This window comes from Anaerolinea thermophila UNI-1 (assembly GCF_000199675.1).
Taxonomy (GTDB): Bacteria; Chloroflexota; Anaerolineae; order Anaerolineales; family Anaerolineaceae; genus Anaerolinea; species Anaerolinea thermophila.
This window is the reverse complement of sequence record NC_014960.1, coordinates 1,756,453-1,775,692: the sequence shown is the minus strand read 5'-3', so window position 1 is coordinate 1,775,692 and position 19,240 is coordinate 1,756,453. Positions and strand designations below refer to the sequence as shown.

General features: G+C 44.8%; 13 protein-coding genes, 1 tRNA gene and 1 riboswitch. Of the genes, 12 read left to right on the top strand and 2 right to left on the bottom strand.

Features of this window, described 5'->3' with window-relative positions; genetic code table 11:
• The first annotated feature begins 13 nt into the window (after positions 1–13).
• From ANT_RS07945 to ANT_RS07915, 7 genes are all read left to right on the top strand, one after another.
• Positions 14–2,146: an ArnT family glycosyltransferase gene (locus ANT_RS07945; RefSeq protein WP_155818067.1), complete on the top strand. Its 2,133-nt coding sequence runs from the start codon at positions 14–16 to the stop codon at positions 2,144–2,146.
• Positions 2,147–2,162: 16 nt separating this feature from the next.
• Positions 2,163–7,418, top strand: a complete 5,256-nt coding sequence (locus ANT_RS07940; RefSeq protein WP_013559992.1) for a DUF2298 domain-containing protein — start codon at positions 2,163–2,165, stop codon at positions 7,416–7,418.
• Positions 7,419–7,469: 51 nt separating this feature from the next.
• A complete protein-coding gene (locus ANT_RS07935; RefSeq protein ID WP_041454839.1) occupies positions 7,470–9,209 on the top strand; it encodes a hypothetical protein in 1,740 nt (579 codons plus the stop codon).
• Between the two features lie 63 nt (positions 9,210–9,272).
• Positions 9,273–9,779, top strand: a complete 507-nt coding sequence (gene rnhA, locus ANT_RS07930; RefSeq protein ID WP_049784856.1) for a ribonuclease HI — start codon at positions 9,273–9,275, stop codon at positions 9,777–9,779.
• A gap of 14 nt (positions 9,780–9,793) precedes the next feature.
• Positions 9,794–10,720, top strand: a complete 927-nt coding sequence (locus tag ANT_RS07925; protein ID WP_013559989.1) for an NAD-dependent epimerase/dehydratase family protein — start codon at positions 9,794–9,796, stop codon at positions 10,718–10,720.
• 118 nt (positions 10,721–10,838) lie between these two features.
• Positions 10,839–10,940, top strand: a riboswitch (cyclic di-GMP riboswitch).
• Positions 10,941–10,984: 44 nt separating this feature from the next.
• Positions 10,985–11,767, top strand: a complete 783-nt coding sequence (locus ANT_RS07920; protein WP_013559988.1) for an acyltransferase — start codon at positions 10,985–10,987, stop codon at positions 11,765–11,767.
• The gene (locus ANT_RS07915; protein WP_049784855.1) at positions 11,745–12,755 is read left to right on the top strand and encodes a glycosyltransferase family 2 protein; all 1,011 of its coding nucleotides are present in this window, start codon (positions 11,745–11,747) and stop codon (positions 12,753–12,755) included. Before ANT_RS07920 ends, ANT_RS07915 begins: the two co-directional genes overlap by 23 nt.
• On the opposite strand, the gene ANT_RS07910 is transcribed toward ANT_RS07915, so the two are convergent.
• The gene (locus ANT_RS07910) at positions 12,724–13,533 is read right to left on the bottom strand and encodes a transposase (protein ID WP_172634560.1); all 810 of its coding nucleotides are present in this window, start codon (positions 13,531–13,533) and stop codon (positions 12,724–12,726) included. The two genes, ANT_RS07915 and ANT_RS07910, sit on opposite strands and share 32 nt — an antisense overlap.
• Positions 13,534–13,592: 59 nt before the next feature.
• Between ANT_RS07910 and ANT_RS07905 the strand changes: the two genes are divergently transcribed.
• The 5 genes from ANT_RS07905 (at position 13,593) to ANT_RS17035 (ending at position 18,046) form a co-directional block, all read left to right on the top strand.
• The gene (locus ANT_RS07905) at positions 13,593–13,931 is read left to right on the top strand and encodes a hypothetical protein (protein WP_155818065.1); all 339 of its coding nucleotides are present in this window, start codon (positions 13,593–13,595) and stop codon (positions 13,929–13,931) included.
• A 17-nt stretch (positions 13,932–13,948) separates the two neighbouring features.
• On the top strand, positions 13,949–15,583 hold the full coding sequence (locus ANT_RS07900) for a B12-binding domain-containing radical SAM protein (RefSeq protein ID WP_013559987.1): 1,635 nt from the start codon (positions 13,949–13,951) through the stop codon (positions 15,581–15,583).
• A gap of 30 nt (positions 15,584–15,613) precedes the next feature.
• Positions 15,614–16,756 carry a GAF domain-containing protein gene (locus tag ANT_RS16275; RefSeq protein ID WP_049784854.1) on the top strand — a complete coding sequence of 381 codons (1,143 nt, stop codon included), beginning with the start codon at positions 15,614–15,616 and terminating at the stop codon, positions 16,754–16,756.
• Positions 16,757–16,812: 56 nt separating this feature from the next.
• Positions 16,813–16,890, top strand: a tRNA-Pro gene (locus tag ANT_RS07890).
• Between the two features lie 112 nt (positions 16,891–17,002).
• A complete protein-coding gene (locus tag ANT_RS17035; protein WP_013559985.1) occupies positions 17,003–18,046 on the top strand; it encodes a L,D-transpeptidase in 1,044 nt (347 codons plus the stop codon).
• Here the strand turns inward: ANT_RS17035 and hemW are convergent.
• Positions 18,043–19,224, bottom strand: a complete 1,182-nt coding sequence (gene hemW, locus ANT_RS07880; protein WP_041454836.1) for a radical SAM family heme chaperone HemW — start codon at positions 19,222–19,224, stop codon at positions 18,043–18,045. The genes ANT_RS17035 and hemW overlap by 4 nt on opposite strands.
• Positions 19,225–19,240 lie beyond the last annotated feature (16 nt).

Here is a 19,240-nt window from a genome sequence, read left to right as displayed (position 1 = left end):
CGGTGTGAAGTGTATGATGGAAGAGCCGAGTGTTTGGGATTATGTAAAAGCAAAGGTTCAGTTCTGGAAGAAAACAGATATTGACTTTTCATTTCAAGAGGTTTCAGAGGTATCTGGCCTACCTGAGGGAGAGAAAGAAAGTCACAAAGGAGTTGCCATTTCTTCTCTTCCATGGCTTTCCCTGCTTCCATTTGTGGTCTTATTGGTAGGGCAATTTTTCCTGGAACCACCGGATCGTTTGCCTTTATTGGGCGGGGTGTTCTACTTTATTGGGGGGGTGTTAATTGTTTTTGCAGTTCGTTTTGGATTTCTGAAGGTACCTGTTGTCTTGCAAGACAGTGAGCGGATGGAAAAGGTGGAGATCCGCTGGAACTGGCTGGTAGTGGCAGGAATTGGAATGGTAATTTCTTTTGTTCTCTTTGGGGGAAATCGTTTCAATACCTTGAACCTTTTTACATGGATTTTCGCGATTGTTTCCCTGTTGATCGCATTATTTCCTCAAAACACTTTTCCGAAAATTTTTTTGTGGTTTAAGACTGCTAGAAAATGGATGCGCTATCCCGAGATTAATCTTTCAGTAACTTTTTGGGGGGTTGTTTTAGTTCTTACACTGCTACTTGTCGGCTATTTTCGATTTGCAAGTCTCAATCAACTTCCGGCAGAGATGGTTTCGGATCATGCTGAGAAATTATACGATGTGAGAGATGTCTTAAATGGTCAGTATAAGATCTTCTTTGAACGTAATACGGGACGAGAAGCATTTCAATTTTATTGGACTGCACTCATTGCTCAGGTTTTCCATACGGGCATCTCTTTTATGAGCCTGAAGATTGGAACTGTCCTGGTTGGATTGATTACTTTGTATTACATGGCGCGCTTGGGAAATTTGCTGGGGGGAAAATGGCTTGCTCTGTTTGTCTTGATCTTTGCTGGTGTGGCTTATTGGCCGAATATTATCTCGCGGATTGGGTTGAGGTTTCCCCTGTATCCTTTCTGCGTAGCGCCGGTAATGTATTATCTAATCCGTGGCTTGAAACTGCGTAATCAGTATGATTTCATTTGGGCTGGGATTGCGCTCGGGATTGGTTTGCATGGATATACTTCAAGCCGCATTGTACCTTTCCTGGTTGTTCTGGCATTTTTCATTTACACTTTTCACCTGCACACAAAAATGGAGCGTATCCAATCAATTTACTGGTTGGCAATTGTGGGAGTTGTTTCCTTTTTCATTTTCTTGCCATTGTTTCGGTATGCTCTGGAAAATCCCGGCATGTTTGCTTATCGAGCATTGACGCGGGTCGGAGATGCAGAGAGAGCGCTGCCTGGTCCGGTGTTTGAGATTTTTACGAATAATCTCTGGAGAGCCTTGACTATGTTTTTCTGGAGCAATGGAAATGTTTGGGTACATTCCATTCCTGACCGACCAGCCCTGGACCCGGTTTCGGCTGCTTTATTCTTCACAGGTATTTTGATCTTGGCCATTCGTTACGTTCAAAAAAGAGATTGGGTAGATTTATTCCTGCTTCTGTCTATTCCGGTTTTGTTGATGCCTTCGGTTTTGTCTCTTGCATTTCCCGATGAAAATCCTAACCTGAACAGAACAGCGGGGGCTTATGTGCCCGTGTTCTTGATTGTGGCTATTGGATTTGATTCGCTCATAAGGGGGATATTGGGAGGATTGTCAGAAAAGTCTGCCTTCAGAGGGGCGAGTATCATCGGTGCAATCATCATTTTGATGACAACAATGTTTAACTACGAATTGTTTTTTATTCAGTATGACCGCCTTTATCGGCAATCTGCGTGGAACACCAGCGAGATGGGGCAAATCATGCAGGGATTTGCACGAATTACGGGATCCCCGGATACGGTATATGTCGTTGGGTATCCATATTGGGTAGATACCCGTTTGGTGGGAATCAATGCTGGCTTTGTTGAACGAAACCCAGAGATTTTCAGGGACCGTTTTTCTGAAACACTTTCAGACCCTCGAGCGAAGTTGTTTATGCTCAATCCGGTGGATATTGAGTCTTTAGAGGCTCTAAGGAATCTGTATCCTCAGGGAAAGGCATCCTGGTACGATTCACCGGTAGAAGGGAAGGATTTTGTCCTTTTCATGGTTCCGGCTGTTCAAGATCAATTACCGTAAACATGGTGGAGTAATTATGGATAATCGCTACCAACAATCCAATTCATCTCCTCGTCGTTTTTCTTGGATCTGGGATGTTCTATTGATTGGAATCCTGATCTTGGGTGCGTATTTCCGTACCGTAGGTTTGAATTGGGACGAAAATACCCATATGCACCCGGATGAGCGGTTTCTCACCATGGTAGCGACTTCTTTGGAGCCGGTCAAAAGCGTTACAGAATATTTTGATACAGAGCACTCCACGCTTAATCCTCATAACCGCGGTTATGGGTTTTATGTGTATGGTACTCTTCCCATGTTTATTGTGCGTTATATCGCGCAATGGTTAGGACAAACAGGATATGACCAAATCCATTTGGTTGGCAGGCAGGTTTCAGCCTTTTTTGATCTGGCCACCATTCTTGTTGTGTTCTTGATCGCTGCACGTTTGTATCGAAAACCTCGTCTTGCACTGATTGCGGCTCTGTTTTATGCTTTGTCTGTTCTTCCCATCCAACTATCTCATTTCTTCAAAGAAGATACTTTCATGACCTTCTTTGCAACATTAACCGTATATTTTGCCATTCGGGTGTTACCTCTGGATGAGCAACTATGGGAAGTTCAGGAGACTGTTGCTGTCTCGAGTGATAATTGGCGGCGAAATTGGCGGAGTGCCATCCCGTTTATCCTCTTCGGGGTATCTCTGGGAATGGCGATGGCTTCGAAAATCAATTCTGCCCCATTAGCCTTGCTGTTGCCCGTCGCTCTGTTAATTCGATATTTTGCCCTTCCTGAAGACCAAAGGGAGCGAGTGATCGGGGTTTATTTCAGGAATCTCATTATTGCGGGAATGATTGCCTTCTTTACGTTCAGAGTCTTCCAGCCCTATGCTTTTTCAGGTCCTGGCTTTTTTGATTTATCGCTCAATCCAAAATGGTTGGCAAACATGAAAGAACTTGCCAGCCAAAACAGCGGGGATGTCGATTTTCCACCCCAACTTCAATGGGCGCGCAGACCGTTGTGGTTTGCTTTACAAAATTTGGTGCTTTGGGGATTGGGCGTGCCTTTGGGGGTATGGGCATGGGGGAGTTTCCTCATTATGGGCTGGTTTATTCTCAAGGGGGAGTGGAAGAAGCATGTGCTTTTGTGGGGATGGACCGGGGTTTATTTTGTGTGGCAGTCTCTGAGTGCAACGCCTTCCATGAGGTACCTGATGCCAATTTATCCCATGCTCAGCATTATTGCCTCGTGGGGATTATTCTCGTTATGGGAGTTTTTCAACTCTCGTCAATCGATTTGGAAAGGTTATAAGGTTTTATCTGTTGGGTTAGGCGGATTTGTTGTAGTAGCCACACTTTTATGGGCCATTGCGTTTATTCAAATTTACCGTACGCCTTTCACTCGGGTAGAAGCCAGTCGCTGGATTTATCAAAATGTGCCCGGCCCCATTAATCTTCAAATTGACACCGGGGATGGTGTGATTGTCAACCAACCTGTGAGTTTTGACTTTGGGTATTCTCTGATACCCAACCCAATGAAGGTGACTGTGAGTCCTCAGCAGGCTGGCAATTTGATTTCTCTGGAAATTCCGCATGTGAGAGACCGCAGAGCAGAACCTGATGTTGCGTCTCTTGTAATCAACGTCTACGATGCGGAAAGCAGCGCGCTTTTATCTTCCGGTTTGGTGACGGATGTGTTTAAGCCAGAAGGGGATCCAAGGGGGAAAAACTATACAGTTTCTCTGGAACCTTCTCTGTTTCTGGAAAGAGGTCGTACATATTTTGTTGAGTTTGTTTCTGTTACCCCAGGGGCTGAATTGGAATTGGCCGGACCAGCGCTTCTGGTCATCCAAACCCAAGATAGGATTGATCGCCAACCTTTGCCTGAACCGGTTCGAGCCATACGCGAAGGGCAACAATTTACCACAGGGTTTCGTCCGATTAGGAGCGGGGTTCTTGGAAAAGTCTATTTCCATCATGTTTTGGATTGGGAGGCAATTCCGCAAGAAAAGACGATAAAAGTCAGTATCCGCTCCAATGAAGAGAATCCTCAAATTTCAAGCGGGCAAATAACAGGAGCATTTTTACCTTCTTCGGATTACAGAGGTGAGGGGTATTGGGTTACCCTTAATCCACCTGTGCAGTTATCGGTAGATAAAAGTTACACACTGGAAATTATGCTTGAACATGGGGTGGGCCAGATTGCTATTTACGGGAGCAAACAGGCCATTGAAACTTCCTGGGATGATGCCTTACCTTTAGGCGTGGATGGTTATAGCCCCTATGATTTTAACTCTGGGGTCTATCGGAGCGATTTGAATTTTGAAATGTACTGGGATGATAATCCCGATAAATTACAGCGTTTTCTCTCAATTCTTGATCAAGCAGACTATATTTTCATCAGTTCTAATCGCCAGTGGGGAACAACTATTCGTATCCCTGAGCGATATCCACTCACCACCTTATACTATCGCAAACTATTGGGTTGCCCCGAAGTCGAGGATCTGTTTTCATGCTATGCAAATGCTCAGCCCGGGATGTATCGTGGCGAATTGGGCTTTGAACTGGTTAAGGTATTTCAGTCAGAACCTCAACTGGGAAGAATCAGATTTAACTCACAATTTGCTGAAGAGGCTTTCTCAGTTTATGATCATCCAAAGGTCTTAATCTTCAAAAAAACTGCTGACTACGAAAGATCAAAAGTTAGAGAGATTCTCAACACCGTAGATTTGTCGCTGGTCGTTCATCTTACACCCAAACAAGCAGGAAAATATCCGGGGAATCTGTTATTGCCGGCCGATCGCTTCAATGGTCAGCAAGAAAACGGCACCTGGAGCGAATTATTTGACCGTCAATCGTGGGTAAATCGGTATCCTATTCTCACAGTTCTGATTTGGTACTTAAGCCTTACTTTTTTGGGCTGGGTAACTTATCCTCTGGTAAGAAAAGTTTTCAGTAGCCTGCCGGATAGGGGATATCCTTTATCTCGCTTGATGGGGATGCTATTATGGTCTTATTTCGTGTGGTTGGGAGGGAGTTATAAGATTCCTGTAACCAGGACTACCATCACTGGGGTGCTGGTTTTGCTGATTGGTGTAGGAATGGTGCTGGCCTGGCTTCAACGAAAAGATATTCTTCAGGATATTCGTGAACAAGGAAAACATTTTCTGTTCGTTGAAGGTTTGTTTGCCATTTTCTTTCTCTTCTTTCTCTTTGTTCGTCTAGGGAATCCTGATTTGTGGCATCCCTGGAAGGGGGGAGAGAAGCCCATGGATTTTTCCTATTTCAATGCGGTTTTGAAAAGTGTATACTTTCCCCCTTATGACCCCTGGTTTGCTGGTGGGTATATTAATTACTACTATTATGGCTTTGTGCTGGTAGGGGTACCTGTCAAGTGGTTGGGTATTGTCCCTTCAGTAGCATACAATTTGGTTTTGCCCACGTTGTACGGCTTGTTGGCATTGGGTGCTTTCAGTTTCACATGGAATGCATTGGTTAAAATTTATCAAAAACAAGAAACAAATAGAGCCTTACCGTATGTTTACTCCATTTTAGGGATTGTATTCCTGCAAGTAGCGGGAAATTTAGGTGCTTTGCGGATGATATGGCATGGGTTAATGAGACTTGCTGCTCCGGATACTCAATTTCTGGAGGCGGGAATTCTCCAGAAGTTTATCTGGACGTTGCAAGGATTGGGAAAATATCTTGCTGGTGCTTCTCTCCCCTATCCTCGTGGAGATTGGTACTGGATCCCCAGCCGTGCTTTCCCGTCTAATACTGGAGATCCCATCACCGAGTTTCCTGCATTTACCTTCCTGTATGCAGATTTACATGCACATCTAATTGCTTTGCCGATCACCTTACTGGCGTTGTGTTGGGCTTTATCTGTTTTATTAAGAGATTGGGATTGGGATGCAAGTCAATTCTTCCGACAGTTTCTTGACTTTGGTTTCACTTTTATAGTTGGGGGATTAATTATTGGAGCGCTGAGGCCAACCAACACTTGGGATTTCCCAACCTATTTGGCACTGGGAAGCCTGGCGCTGATTTACAGCATATTCAGAAACGGAAATGTTGAGTGGTTTAAGACAAAGATGCCGGCTGAAATGAAAAAGGGAATAATGGCCCTTTTGGCAGTTGGGCTTCTGTTCCTCTTTTCTTTGGTTTTGTACACCCCATTTGCCAAATGGTACGGACAGGGGTATAGCGAAATTATCCCTTATCAGGGGTTGCGTACACCTTCCTGGTCATATCTAACTCACTGGGGGTTATTCCTTTTCCTGATTGTTTCCTGGATGGGGTGGGAAAGTATTGATTGGATGGCTTCTACGCCTGTTTCTGCCCTGAATAAACTGAAACCTTATCGAGATTTGATTTATGCCGGGATGGTTGTATTCATTGGGGCAGTTTTTACCTTGCTCTTGATGAAAGTGCACATTGCCTGGCTTGCATTGCCTCTTGCTACTTGGGCAGGGGTACTACTCCTGCGTCCTGATTCATCCAGGGTGAAAAAAGCCATTTTCTTCATGATTGGTACAGCCATGGTATTGACCCTCTTTGTAGAGTTGTTTACGTTGAGGGGAGATATCAATCGCATGAACACGGTTTTCAAGTTTTATCTTCAAGCCTGGACATTGCTTTCGTTGTCTTCCGCGGTTGCTCTGGGCGTGAACCATCCATCTGTGGATATAAAGTGGAATTCTTCCTGGAGAAATGTCTGGTACCTTCTTGGCTCAGTATTATTTGCCAGTGCGTTGCTCTTCCCGTTGATAGGAGGAATGGACAAAATCAGAGACCGAATGAGCCCATTTGCTCCTCATACGCTGGATGGCATGGCATACATGCCTTACAGTACTTATAACGAGAGCGGCGTAGAATTATTTTTGAAAGAAGATTATGATGCTATTGTTTGGATGCAAGAAAACGTTTCTGGAACTCCAGTTATTGTGGAAGGACATGTGCCAGAATATCGTTGGGGAAACCGATATGCCATTTATACGGGGTTGCCTGCTGTTGTAGGTTGGAACTGGCATCAACGTCAGCAACGTGCACTTACCCCTGAATCGTGGGTAACCGACCGAGTAAAAGCTGTTGCTGACTTTTATACTCTCCCTGACCAGCAATTTGCCCAGGAATTTCTCCAAAAATATCATGTGCGATATATTATCGTGGGAGGTTTGGAAAGGGCGATCTATCCACCAGAAGGCCTGCAAAAATTTGAGCATTTTAACGGGGTTCTGTGGGATGAAGTATACCGAAATGGGCAAACGGTGATTTACAAGGTTCGGAACTAAAATTTTGAAAGCCTTCTTTGCCTTCATAACCAAAGGATGAAGTGTGGAACTATGAGCAGCATTTCATTTTCCGAAAATAGCGAAAGTCAAACTGTAATTCAGCGCTCCTGGGTATTCGCCGGGATTGTCATATTGGGGCTTGTACTGCGATTTTTCAATTTGGGGGCGGCACCCTTAGGGGAGAGCGAGGCACAACAGGCTTATCATGTTCTCAATCCTGCAGACGAGTCTTTCGTTTCTCCTTTATACATGAGTATTACTTCTTTTCTTTTCTGGCTCTTTGGTGCTACGAATTTCCTTGCGCGTTTGCTTCCAGCATTGATGGGGAGTGCGCTCATTTTTTTGCCACTTTTCTTCCAAAAAGAGCAAAAAGATGGTTCTGCATTATGGATAGCCTTGTGGTTGGCGATTGACCCTGGGCTTGTTGCGACGTCTCGTCAGGTGAATACTCAAATTTTACTTTTGACCACTTTACTTTTTTCGCTTGTTTTCCTGTGGAATAAAAAATACTTTCTTGGATTGCTTTTTGGTTTATTTTCCATTTTTTCAACTCCGTTCTTTTTTCATATCCTGATCCCTGTTCTTCTTACAGGTTTCGTTGCAACGTATTTTTGGGGCATGGACTTTACCCCAATTCGAATGAAGGATTTTCTTAAGCCTTGGATATGGATTGTCTTCCTTGTTGTATTTTTGTTAATTTCTTGTTTCATGTTTTTGCCCCAAAATCTTGGAGGATGGGTAAATTTCTTACCACAGTATCTGAAAGCATGGCGGTCTTCCTCAGAGACGGGATATTCTCTCTTTTTGTTTGGCATAATTGGATACGAATCAGCCTTGCTGTTTATGGCAATCCTTGGAGGAATTCGTTTTTTCAAACAAAATACAACGGCAAGAGTTATGCTGACCGGGGCAGGACTTACCCTCCTCTGGGTACTGGTATTTCCTGGAAAGCAAGTACTTGATCTGATTTTTGTCATTGCCCCTCTCACCTACCTTGCGGGGATTCAATTGCACGAAATGATCCAGCATAGTTTGAGAGAGAGACGTTTATCTTTGGTTTTGGGGATTGCCCTTTTGGGAATCTTTGCTTACCTTTCTCAAATTATCTTTCGTGGTTTTGGGGGTGAAAATCTATTTTTGAAGGTTTTGTCCATTCTAATTCCTCTCCTGGTGGCAATGATTCTGACGTTGATTGTCATGTGGGATAGTTCTTTGTCTACTGCTCTTCATGGGATTTATTGGGCTTTGGGGATTTTCCTGATATTGCTCAGTACCTTTTCTCTCTTTCGTATTACGTCTGTTGAGAGTGGTAAAGAGGTTTGGAAAGTTCCAGGCGCAATTCAAGGGGAGCGGACCATGCTCTCTTTTGTTAAGGAAGTGGATGAATGGCGAAAAGTGCGGTCAACCCCCCTCACAGTTGCTATACCTGCTGAAGGGTATGTCTGGAAATGGGTCTTTCGTAACTATTCGACCGTGCCTTTGGGAACAGGGCTTTCCAATGGATCACAGCCAGACATTTTGGTTACTTCCAGCATGGTGACAATGGATAGTACTGTTGGGTATCGAGGGCGCGTTTTTCAGGCTGGGCAAATTGTGAATTGGGCTTTTCTCACTCCGTCCGAATGGTTAGAGTGGATTTTTTCTAGAAATCTTCCGAATGTGGTGATTCAAAAACAAGAGGTCATTCTTTGGGTGAGGAACGAAATTCTGGCGGAAGGTCTATCGGGTATTCAATCTTCAACCTCGCCCGGAGCGTTTTCCACACTGCCAAAAGAAAAACAAACAGATTAGAATGGTTTATAAATTGGATTATAATGGTTGAAATAATAAGACTTCAATTTGAAACCTACTGTGATGAAGAAAGTGATTATTTTTACGGATGGGGCGTGTATAGGAAACCCGGGCCCGGGAGGGTATGCGGCGATTTTAATCTATGGGAAAAACAAAAAGGAAATAACCGGAGGTTTCCGCTATACCACGAATAATCGGATGGAACTGATGGCTGCCATAGCAGCATTAGAAGCCCTCAAGGAGCCCTGTGAGGTTATTTTATACTCGGATTCAAACTACCTGGTTGAGAATTTTTCTTCCGGGTTGGTGTTTCGCTGGCGTGAGAAAGGGTGGAAACGGAATAAAAAAGAGCCTGTAGAAAACGTCGATTTATGGACGAGGTTTATAAAAAATTGTGAGACTCATAGAGTTTCATTAGAATGGGTCATGGGACATCAGGGTATTCGGGAAAATGAGCGGTGTGATTTCCTAGCCCGTCAAACAGCAAAAAGGAACGATTTACCCGCGGATAGGGCTTTTGAAGAGGGCTTAACCAGGTCACTTGAACCCACATTGTTAGATTGCCAGTAAAGAAAGGGTCCGTTATGAAAATTCTTGTCACCGGAGGGGCGGGATTTATTGGGTCACATGTGGTTGACCAGTTTATCGAGGCTGGACACGATGTCGTTGTGGTGGATAATCTTTCGACAGGACGGGAAAAGAACCTTAATCCGAAGGCTCGGTTCTATCGGGTAGATATTCGTGATCCTGAACTTCGTAAAGTGTTTGAAATTGAGAAGCCTGAAGTTGTAGACCATCATGCGGCACAGATGAACGTCAGACGTTCCGTTGCTGATCCACTTTACGATGCGGATGTAAACGTTCGAGGGTCTGTGCATTTATTGGAACTCTGTCGAGAATATGGGGTTCGAAAGATTATCTATATTTCCAGTGGAGGGGCGGTGTATGGTGAACCGGTTTATCTTCCTTGTGACGAAGAACACCCCGTCCGTCCGCTATGTCCGTATGGCTTGACCAAATATGCTTTTGAGTTGTATTTGTATATCTATCAGCAAAATTATGGAATCGATTACACAGTTTTTCGCTATCCAAATGTTTATGGCCCACGGCAAGACCCTTTGGGAGAAGCAGGGGTCATTGCTATTTTCACCGGGCAGATGTTGCGTGGGGAGCCTGTAACCATTTACGGCACAGGCGACCAGGTAAGAGATTATGTCCATGTGTATGATTGCGCAAGGGCAAATTTGCTTGCTTTAGAAAGCGGTAGTGGGCGAGTATACAACCTCGGAAGCGGAAAAGGCACCACGGTGAATGAACTCTTTCAACGTTTGAAAGCAATTACCGGGTACTCGGGCATGCCAAATTATGCCCCGGCAAAGCTTGGTGAGACTTTCAAAATTTATCTCAATGCTCAAAGGGCAAAAGAAGAACTGGGTTGGGTACCTACAATCTCTCTGGAAGAGGGGTTGAGGAACACTGTAGAATACACAAAACAGAGCGAAATCCTGTGAGTCGTTGGGTGAATTGCAATTCAGTTACGAAGGTCCCAAAACAATTGACAATTCATGACTTATTAGATTAACATTTTTAAGGAGTTAAAAATCCACATTTTTTAAAATAGAGTATCGTTTATTTTGTGGAGGCGTTGACTCAGAACGGGATAGTTGGTCGCTTTCCCAAGAATTTGGGAAGTGTTCTGATGAGCCAGTAGCGAAACCGACCACAAAAAGGTCGGTTTCGCTTTCTTAATATTTTGAGGAGATCTTCAAGAAATTATGGTAACAGACCAGCGTGTTCTGACTGCCGAGAAACCAGAACCTTTAACACATGGCAGCCATGGTGTCAGATTGTATTTACAACGTCAAGCCGACACGTTGCCAAGATACCTTCTTGAGCAGTTGATGTATGCCATGTTTGGTTGGATACCCACAATTATTGGAATTGGGATTAGAGCGATTATGTACCGTATCATCCTGTCTATCAAAGGATGGGCGGCTATTGAAAACCATGTGAGACTTAGATTTGCCAATCGAATCAAACTGCATCATGGGGTGTATCTGGATCAAGGGGTGTATCTTCATGCTTGTCCAAACGGCATTGAAATTGGAGAAAACTCAATTGTGATGCACGGTGCTGTTCTGCACGTGTATAACTTTAGAAACTTACCACATGCTGGAATTCGTATAGGCAAGGATTGTTTGATAGGAGAATATTCCGTGATTCGAGGACAGGGTGGAGTGTGGCTCGGCGATCGAGTATATACTTCGCCCTTTACTCAGATTTTGGCCGTTAATCATGTTTTTCGAAATCCAGAAGAGCCATTTATCTATCAGGGAATCACAGCGGAGGGAATAATCATTGAGGATGATGTATGGCTTGGAGCAGGATGTATTATTACAGATGGGGTGAAGATTGGTAAAGGATCTGTAGTGGCTGCTGGCTCTGTGGTTACCCATGATGTGCCTGCGCATACTCTTGTAGGTGGTGTGCCCGCAAAGATCATTCGGGAAATTACGGAAGAAAACTTTCCAGTAAATGGTCGAAAAGTTTACTTTTAGCAAAGAGGAGAACATTATGCCGATGTTATCGATTGTAATACCTGCTTACAATGAGGAAAACGGAATTGCAGAAATCATGCTTCGTGTGTTGAAGACGCGCGAGAACTTGAGAGCAGTAGGAATTGAAGATCTGGAACTACTTGTGGTCAATGATGGAAGTCGGGATCGCACTGCTGAGGAGGCTGGAAAAGTTGCTGCTCAATATGATTGTGTCCGTGTAATTTCTCATCCTAAAAACAGGGGCTATGGTGCCGCATTGAAAACGGGATTTTCAGCGGCTCAGGGCGAATTAATCGGTTTTCTGGATGCAGACGGGACTTATCCACCAGAGTATTTCCCTCAACTTTGCCAGGTGGCATTGAATGGCATAGACTTGGTGATTGGTTCTCGCATGGCGGGAGCAGAAAGTAGAATGCCCTTAACTCGTCGGATTGGAAATGTAATTTTTGCCACTCTGTTGAATATCCTGGGGTGGCAAAAGATTACCGATAGTGCCTCTGGGATGAGGGTCTTTCGAAAAGAAATCTTAAGACAGATTTCACCATTACCGGATGGACTGAATCTTACCCCTGTTATGAGTACACGCGCCGTCCATGAGGGGATTAAGATGGCGGAGGTGGCTATCCCTTACAGTGAAAGGGTTGGACGCTCAAAACTTAGCGTGATCAGGGATGGAACAAGATTCTTTCAATCCATGGTTTGGACGGTTTTGGGGTATAACCCCGTTCGCGTGCTTGGAATATTGGGGTTGGCGGGAGTCGTCCCAGCAGTTTTAATTGGTTTGGGACTGGTGATTGCTCGTTTGATGGGAATTACCACGTTGGGACCATGGGGGGTGGTCGCAGTGTTTTCCGCGCTGGTATTAGGGGTAACCGGTGTAAGCCTTTTTGCTTTGGGTGCCACTTTTAATTACATCGTCTTGCTCTGTTGCAAAGATAGGTTAGGAAGAGATACACCTAGCGGTGTATGTTGTAGACCAGTCCTTTGATAATCGGTTCTCGGTTTTGCAGGCTGCGTTTCCGCGAGCGGATGGCTTGCCCGAATTTGCGCTTGATGACCGAATTCACGGTTTCGGTCTTCCAGCGTTGACCATAGAGACCATCCAGGCGAGCCGCAGAGACAAGCTCGCTTCTTGCTCGTCGTTCAGGGGCCAGCAAATTTCCACCTCGCCGAACGGGTGGAATCAAGTCTTGAGGCCGGACAGTCCGACCATCGAACCCTGAATCGGCCAGCAAGACCCAAGCCCGACGTTTGGCAAACCGCCTGGCTTTGCGGCGCAGATAGCCCAGATAAGGGGCATCGCTACCTGGACCCCAGCCGGATTGCATCGCAAGGATGAATTGCGAGACAATTCCAACGGCATAAACGCCCTTCGCCCAGTGGCGATAGGCTTTTCCCGAACGGCTTTGGTAGTAAGAACTGGCCGGGCCGGGTGAGAAGCCGGTACTATCGGCAGCCACCCCTTCTTCTTCAGGCCGTCCGATTTCCTCGAGCAAGGTCTCGTTCATGCGCATCCAATCCGCTTTGCGTATCTTGGCGTAGGTACGTTGCAGGGTCGTATGATCGGGAACACGCGGTAATTCCAGCTCCTTACCAACCGCATCGCTTGCCAGCAGCCATTCTTCCATGTCGCGATAGCTGAGATTCAGGTAGAACATCAACAAAACACAGGCCCCCAACTGCGGCAACGTGAAGTGATGGGGACTCTTGGCATGTGAATACATCGGTAATGCTTGTTTGGCAAGCCGGTAGGCGATCCTCGCCACTCGGACGTATCTGCTTTCTCGTGTGGTCATACCGTATGTTTACCACATTTCAACCATGATTGCAACAGAGCAACATCGTCTCGTTATTTTATAAAGCCCCTATTCGACAAGGATTGTTTGGAAAACCCGTTTTTAAGACCCCCCTTGAGCAGGAATTTGGCTGGATGGGGTTGCTTTCAGTAGTTGCCGGATTGGCTATTGGGATTGTCAGTTTGGTTTTAGGGTTATCAGGCTGGGAGATTACCCGATTATGGCTGTACCTGCTTGGTGGGGCGTTGTTAACTCTTGTAGGGGTACAACTGGTTATCTACTGGATATTGATTCGTGTATTAGGGGAATTGAGTCAGCGCGAATTGCTAACCAATAAAGATCTTAATGGTTTGTTTAGTGAAGAGTAATTTTACAGGAGGAAAAGATGGATCAACAACCTCGTGAATTTAAAAACCTGGGAACTGCGCGTATTGCCAAACTCCGCGAAGCCAATTTTCCCAATGCAGATGAAGTGGTACGAGAAGCGATTCTCAGTCGGGAGAGATCAGCTGATGCTGTAGATATTTTACTGGTAAACCCTCCATCTCCTGACGGAGGCATCTGGATTCGTTCGCAGCATCGGGTTGGGAGGCGTTCCAGAGAAAATATGGTTTGGCCACAAGTTTCTCTTGCTCAGATGGCTGCTATTTTACGTGATGCTTATACGGTAAAGGTGATAGATTGTATCGGCTCGCGCATTGGTTGGAACGAGTTCCGGGCTTTACTTGACCGATATCAACCTAAATATTACCTGACCCAGGTCACTGCGCCTACCCTGGAGAATGACATGTACGGAGTGTTTTTGGCAAAGAACCGGGGCGCAAAGACGATGGCTTTTGGTACTCATGTAACACCTATTCCCGTGGAAACGATGAAGGGATTTGTTTCGTTAGATTTTGTGTTATATGGTGAACCTGACCTGACGATAAGGGACTTGCTGGATCACCTGGAAAACAAAATCCATCTTCGCCCTCCAGAAATTCAGGTCATGTTTGATAAGGAGATGGGATATAAACCTGCAATTGAGGATGGAAAGTTGAATCTGGCTGGGATTCGAGGAATTGTGTGGAGGAAAGGGGAAGAGATTATCAAGAATCCTCCCAGACCTTTCATTGCTGATTTGGATGATTTGCCTATCCCTGCTCATGAACTTTTGCCTTTGCAGAGTTACCGAATGCCCATGATGAAGGGCCCCTTTACGTTTATTGTGACCAGTCGGGGTTGTACGGCTGGATGCACGTATTGCATTAAGCATGTCTCTTATCAGTATACGGTGAGATTACGTTCCCCTGAAAAAATCGTTGAAGAACTTTGGGTATTGAAGAAATTGGGGATCAATAACATTCATATGTATGCAGATCTTTTTACCGTAAGCAGAGATCAGGTAGTTGATTTATGCCGTTTGATCATAGATCAAGGTTTAAAGATCAAATGGACCTGTAATAGCCGGGTGGATTATGTTGATGAGGAAATGCTCAACTTGATGGCTAAAGCAGGATGCTGGTTTATTTCTTGGGGTATTGAAAGTGGCAATGAACAAATTTTGCGTCATGCCAGAAAGGGTGCCTATCCTGAGAGAGCCATTCATTCCCTGACCCTTGCAAAGAAGGCAGGGATTCGGAATTGGGGGTATTTTATTATCGGTCTGCCCGGTGAAACCGAGGAGACTATTCGACAGACCATTGACTTTGCGAAGAGCCTTCCCTTAGATTTGGCACTTTTCCACATCGCTGCTCCATATCCCGGAACGCCCTTTTTCTTTGAGGTTGTCCGTGAAGGCTGGTTCCGCAAAGGTACCCGTTGGGAACAGGTAGATATGGATAAGGAAACGGTGCTGGATTATCCGCATTTACCGGCCGAACGTTTGATGTATTGGCAGAGGAGAGCATTTCGGGAATGGGCATTTCGCCCAGGTCCTATGCTTACTTATTTGAAAATGTTGTTGTCGGATGTACATACGTTCAAGATTGCTCTGGATGTAGGGATTCAAACTCTGCGCTGGCAAGTGAAAGGCTCTTAAGTGTGTTGACAATAAATCTTGGAGGTCGTCATGGGACATTTAGATGAGTACATGCAAGATCTTAAGAGAGTTCTTGAAAAAATTCCTTTGGAAAAGGTGGAAGAAGTCATTCGATTACTGCAAAATGCACGAATGAACGAAAAGCAAGTTTTTATTCTTGGAAATGGTGGAAGTGCTTCGACAGCGTCTCACATGGTATGTGATCTGGCAAAAAACACCAGAAAAAGAGGTTTCCCGCACTTTCGTGTTTTTGGTTTAACCGACAATATGGCAATCATGACTGCCTATGCCAACGACGAAGGATATGAGACTGTATTTGCAAATCAATTGGAGAATTGGGTAGAGGCAGGGGATCTGGTTATTGCTATATCGGCGAGTGGAAATTCTCCAAATGTCCTCAAGGCAGTTGAATTGGCTAATCAAAGACGCGCTATTACGGTTGGTTTTACGGGAATGACGGGGGGAAAACTTATTCATCTTGCCCAGGTTGTAATTCATGTACCAAGCATGAGAATTGAACAGGTAGAAGATGTTCACCTTATGCTTGAACACATGATTTGTAGTGCGATCAAGGAAATGGAAGTTCCTGTTCATGCTGGAGAAGTTCTTTCCCCCGGACCTCTGGATAAAGCAGAGCAATTGTTTGGTTTTCCGGTGGCAAGCGATGAACAACTCCAATCGGATAAATCTGAATTGCTTGAGGCAATTACCAGAGAGTTTTCTGAAAAACTGGACCTTCACGAATTTTTACCGAAAATTTTGGATTTTACGGTGCAATCCGTTGGAGCAACCAGTGGCTCGATCGTAGTGCTTGATGAGAATGGCGAAGTCATTGAAGGGGCGATTACTTATGCGGGTGAAGTTCTGCGAAAGCCGTCAAATACACTGAGCCGGGCAACTCAAGAGGGGTTAGCCAATTGGGTTATTGAAAATCGCCAACCCGCATTAGTGGAAAACACAATGAGAGACCCTCGGTGGATGCAGTCTGAGCCTCAAAAAGTTCAAACAGATGTTGCCCGTTCCGCTATTTGTGTCCCATTAATGGTGCAGGATCGCGTAGCGGGTGTTCTTACCCTTAGCCGACCTTCGCCCTACCACTTCACGATGGAAGATTTAGCCATGCTGACCACAATTACTGTGGCAATTTCTTATTCTTTTAGAAGAAAGGATTGAACAATCTTAAAAAACATTGCCAAATACAAAAATTGAGGTATAATTACCACTGCAATCGGGGCGTGGCGCAGCCCGGCTAGCGCGCTTGCATGGGGTGCAAGAGGTCGAAGGTTCAAATCCTTTCGCCCCGACCATAAGTGAGGAGAGCAGAACAATCTGAGGTTACATGGAAAACTTCAGATTGTTCTGCTTTTGATGCCTTTCATTATTGAGTTTTCTCCCTTTTTTGGGTAATATATTTCTACTATGAAAAAGAATGAGGTTAGTCGTCGAGATTTTCTCAAGCTTATTGGACTGGGGTTGGGCTCTCTTGCATTTCGTCCTTTTCTGGTTGATTCTAGCCTTGGGGCAGGTGGTGATATTTTTCGTGTAGCCACATATTCGGTTTCTGTTTATAAAGAACCAAATGACAAAAGCCCCATCCTTTACCAGCGGTACCGGGATGAATTGATCAATGTTTACGAGGAAGTTATATCGCCTTACGGACCAGGTTACAACCCTATTTGGTACCGGGTGTGGAGAGGGTATGTGCACAGTGCCCGACTCCAAAAAGTCAAATTTCAAACCAATCCGGTAATCCAGGATATTCCTAAAGGTGGACGTCTAGCAGAAGTAACGGTACCTTTTACTCAATCTATGCGGTATTTACCATGGCAGAAAAAGTGGGAACCGGTTTACCGATTATATTTTGAGTCTACCCATTGGGTAACAGGTGTCGAACAAGGACCGGACGGAAGACCCTGGTATCGTATTCATGATGAATTGTTGGAATTCCATTATTTTGTTCCCGCAGAGCATCTTCGCTTAATTCCTGATGAAGAATTTACTCCGATTTCCCCCCAGGTAAAGGCTTGGGAGAAGACGATAGATGTATCCATTGCACGACAGGAATTAATTTGTTATGAAGGAGGGAAAGAAGTACTCCGCTCGCGAGTATCTACAGGGGTGTCAAGGTGGAATCCAGACCCTACCAGTATTCCTACCGAAACTCCCACGGGAGAATTCCATATATTCTCTAAGATGCCCTCAAAACACATGGGAAACGGTCAGGTGACCGCGGATATTGAGGCATATGAACTTGTAGGGGTACCATGGACAAGTTTCTTTGTGGAAACTGGTGTGGCAATTCATGGGACGTTCTGGCATCGAAATTGGGGAACTCCTATGAGTAGAGGATGTGTCAATGTTCCCACAGATATTGCTAAGTGGATTTTTCGCTGGACGACCCCAATATGTGAACCAGGGGTATGGGAACAAAAGGGTTACGGAACTCTGGTGGTAGTTCATTAGACAAAGTAGAGAAAAACCTGATTACCCAATAATTTTCCTCTTTTTGTCAAACGAAGTCTTTTGTTTTCATTGAACCATTCTATGAGCCCGCGTGCTAGTAGAAATTCTATTTCCTTACCAAAAACTTCGAGTAGCGAAACACCAAAGCGGTGATAGAACTCTAGCAGGCTCACTCCTTCATGAGTGAGACGTAATCCTACCATCATAAATTCTTTCATTTGCTCTTGCCTGTCCAGGATAAGAATTTGGTCAACGGCCGCGCTGGCAGGAAATTGATGAGAAGAAAGAGACTTGATCCGGTTTATATATTCAGGTATTCCGAGCACATTAGAGATTCTGGTATTTTCAAAGAACCCATGAGAGCCTGCACCGAATCCAAGATATGGCAGATATCGCCAATATTGCAGATTGTGACGACACATTAGCCAGTCTCCATTCAAATCTTGCTTTGCCCAGTTTGAGATTTCGTATTGTAAATATCCTGCTTCAGCCATTGCATCCATTGAGTATTCATATAACTCTGCTGCATCATCATCAGAGGGCATGGAGATTTTCCCCTCTTCAACCCAGTGATTGAGTGGGGTTCCCTCTTCAACTGTTAATGAGTAAAGCGACACGTGTTCTGGTTGAAGAGACAAGGCAAATTCAAGGGAGTTCTTCCATGTCTGTATAGTTTGCCCGGGTATTCCAAAGATCAGGTCGAGATTGATGTTTTGAAATCCTGCCTTTCTCGCCTGGATAACAGAATTTTGTACATCTTCCACAGTATGAATCCGGGTAAGGAATTTCAATTCCTTGGGAATAGCGCTTTGCATTCCTATAGACAAGCGGTTAAACCCTGCCTCTCGCAGTTCTTCAAATAAGTGCGGTTCAACAGTCCCCGGATTAGCCTCTAGGGAAATTTCGGCTTTTTCCATGACTTGAAAATGGGATCTTACGGTATGCAGAACTTTGTTGAGTAAACTGGCAGATAAGTAAGAAGGAGTTCCACCTCCGAAAAAGATCGTTTGAACGCTGATCCCCTCGGGAGCCGCTTCACTCACAACAGCAATTTCTCTACATAACGCTTCGGTGTAAGCAGGGATCCATTTTTCCATTCCAGCATATGTGTTGAAATCACAATAAGCACAGCGATGGACACAAAAGGGAATATGGATGTATATACTTACCGGTATCATTGTAGGCAGGATATCA

Excerpts from the sequence above, each read along its gene's own strand:
- ANT_RS17035 (WP_013559985.1), top strand. The coding sequence starts at position 17,003 with ATGAAAAAGAATGAGGTTAGTCGTCGAGATTTTCTCAAGCTTATTGGA.
- ANT_RS07925 (WP_013559989.1), top strand. The coding sequence starts at position 9,794 with ATGAAAATTCTTGTCACCGGAGGGGCGGGATTTATTGGGTCACATGTG.
- ANT_RS16275 (WP_049784854.1), top strand. The coding sequence starts at position 15,614 with ATGGGACATTTAGATGAGTACATGCAAGATCTTAAGAGAGTTCTTGAA.
- ANT_RS07945 (WP_155818067.1), top strand. The coding sequence starts at position 14 with ATGATGGAAGAGCCGAGTGTTTGGGATTATGTAAAAGCAAAGGTTCAG.
- ANT_RS07940 (WP_013559992.1), top strand. The coding sequence starts at position 2,163 with ATGGATAATCGCTACCAACAATCCAATTCATCTCCTCGTCGTTTTTCT.
- ANT_RS07915 (WP_049784855.1), top strand. The coding sequence starts at position 11,745 with ATGGTCGAAAAGTTTACTTTTAGCAAAGAGGAGAACATTATGCCGATG.
- ANT_RS07935 (WP_041454839.1), top strand. The coding sequence starts at position 7,470 with ATGAGCAGCATTTCATTTTCCGAAAATAGCGAAAGTCAAACTGTAATT.
- hemW (WP_041454836.1), bottom strand. The coding sequence starts at position 19,224 with ATGATACCGGTAAGTATATACATCCATATTCCCTTTTGTGTCCATCGC.
- ANT_RS07900 (WP_013559987.1), top strand. The coding sequence starts at position 13,949 with ATGGATCAACAACCTCGTGAATTTAAAAACCTGGGAACTGCGCGTATT.
- ANT_RS07920 (WP_013559988.1), top strand. The coding sequence starts at position 10,985 with ATGGTAACAGACCAGCGTGTTCTGACTGCCGAGAAACCAGAACCTTTA.
- rnhA (WP_049784856.1), top strand. The coding sequence starts at position 9,273 with ATGAAGAAAGTGATTATTTTTACGGATGGGGCGTGTATAGGAAACCCG.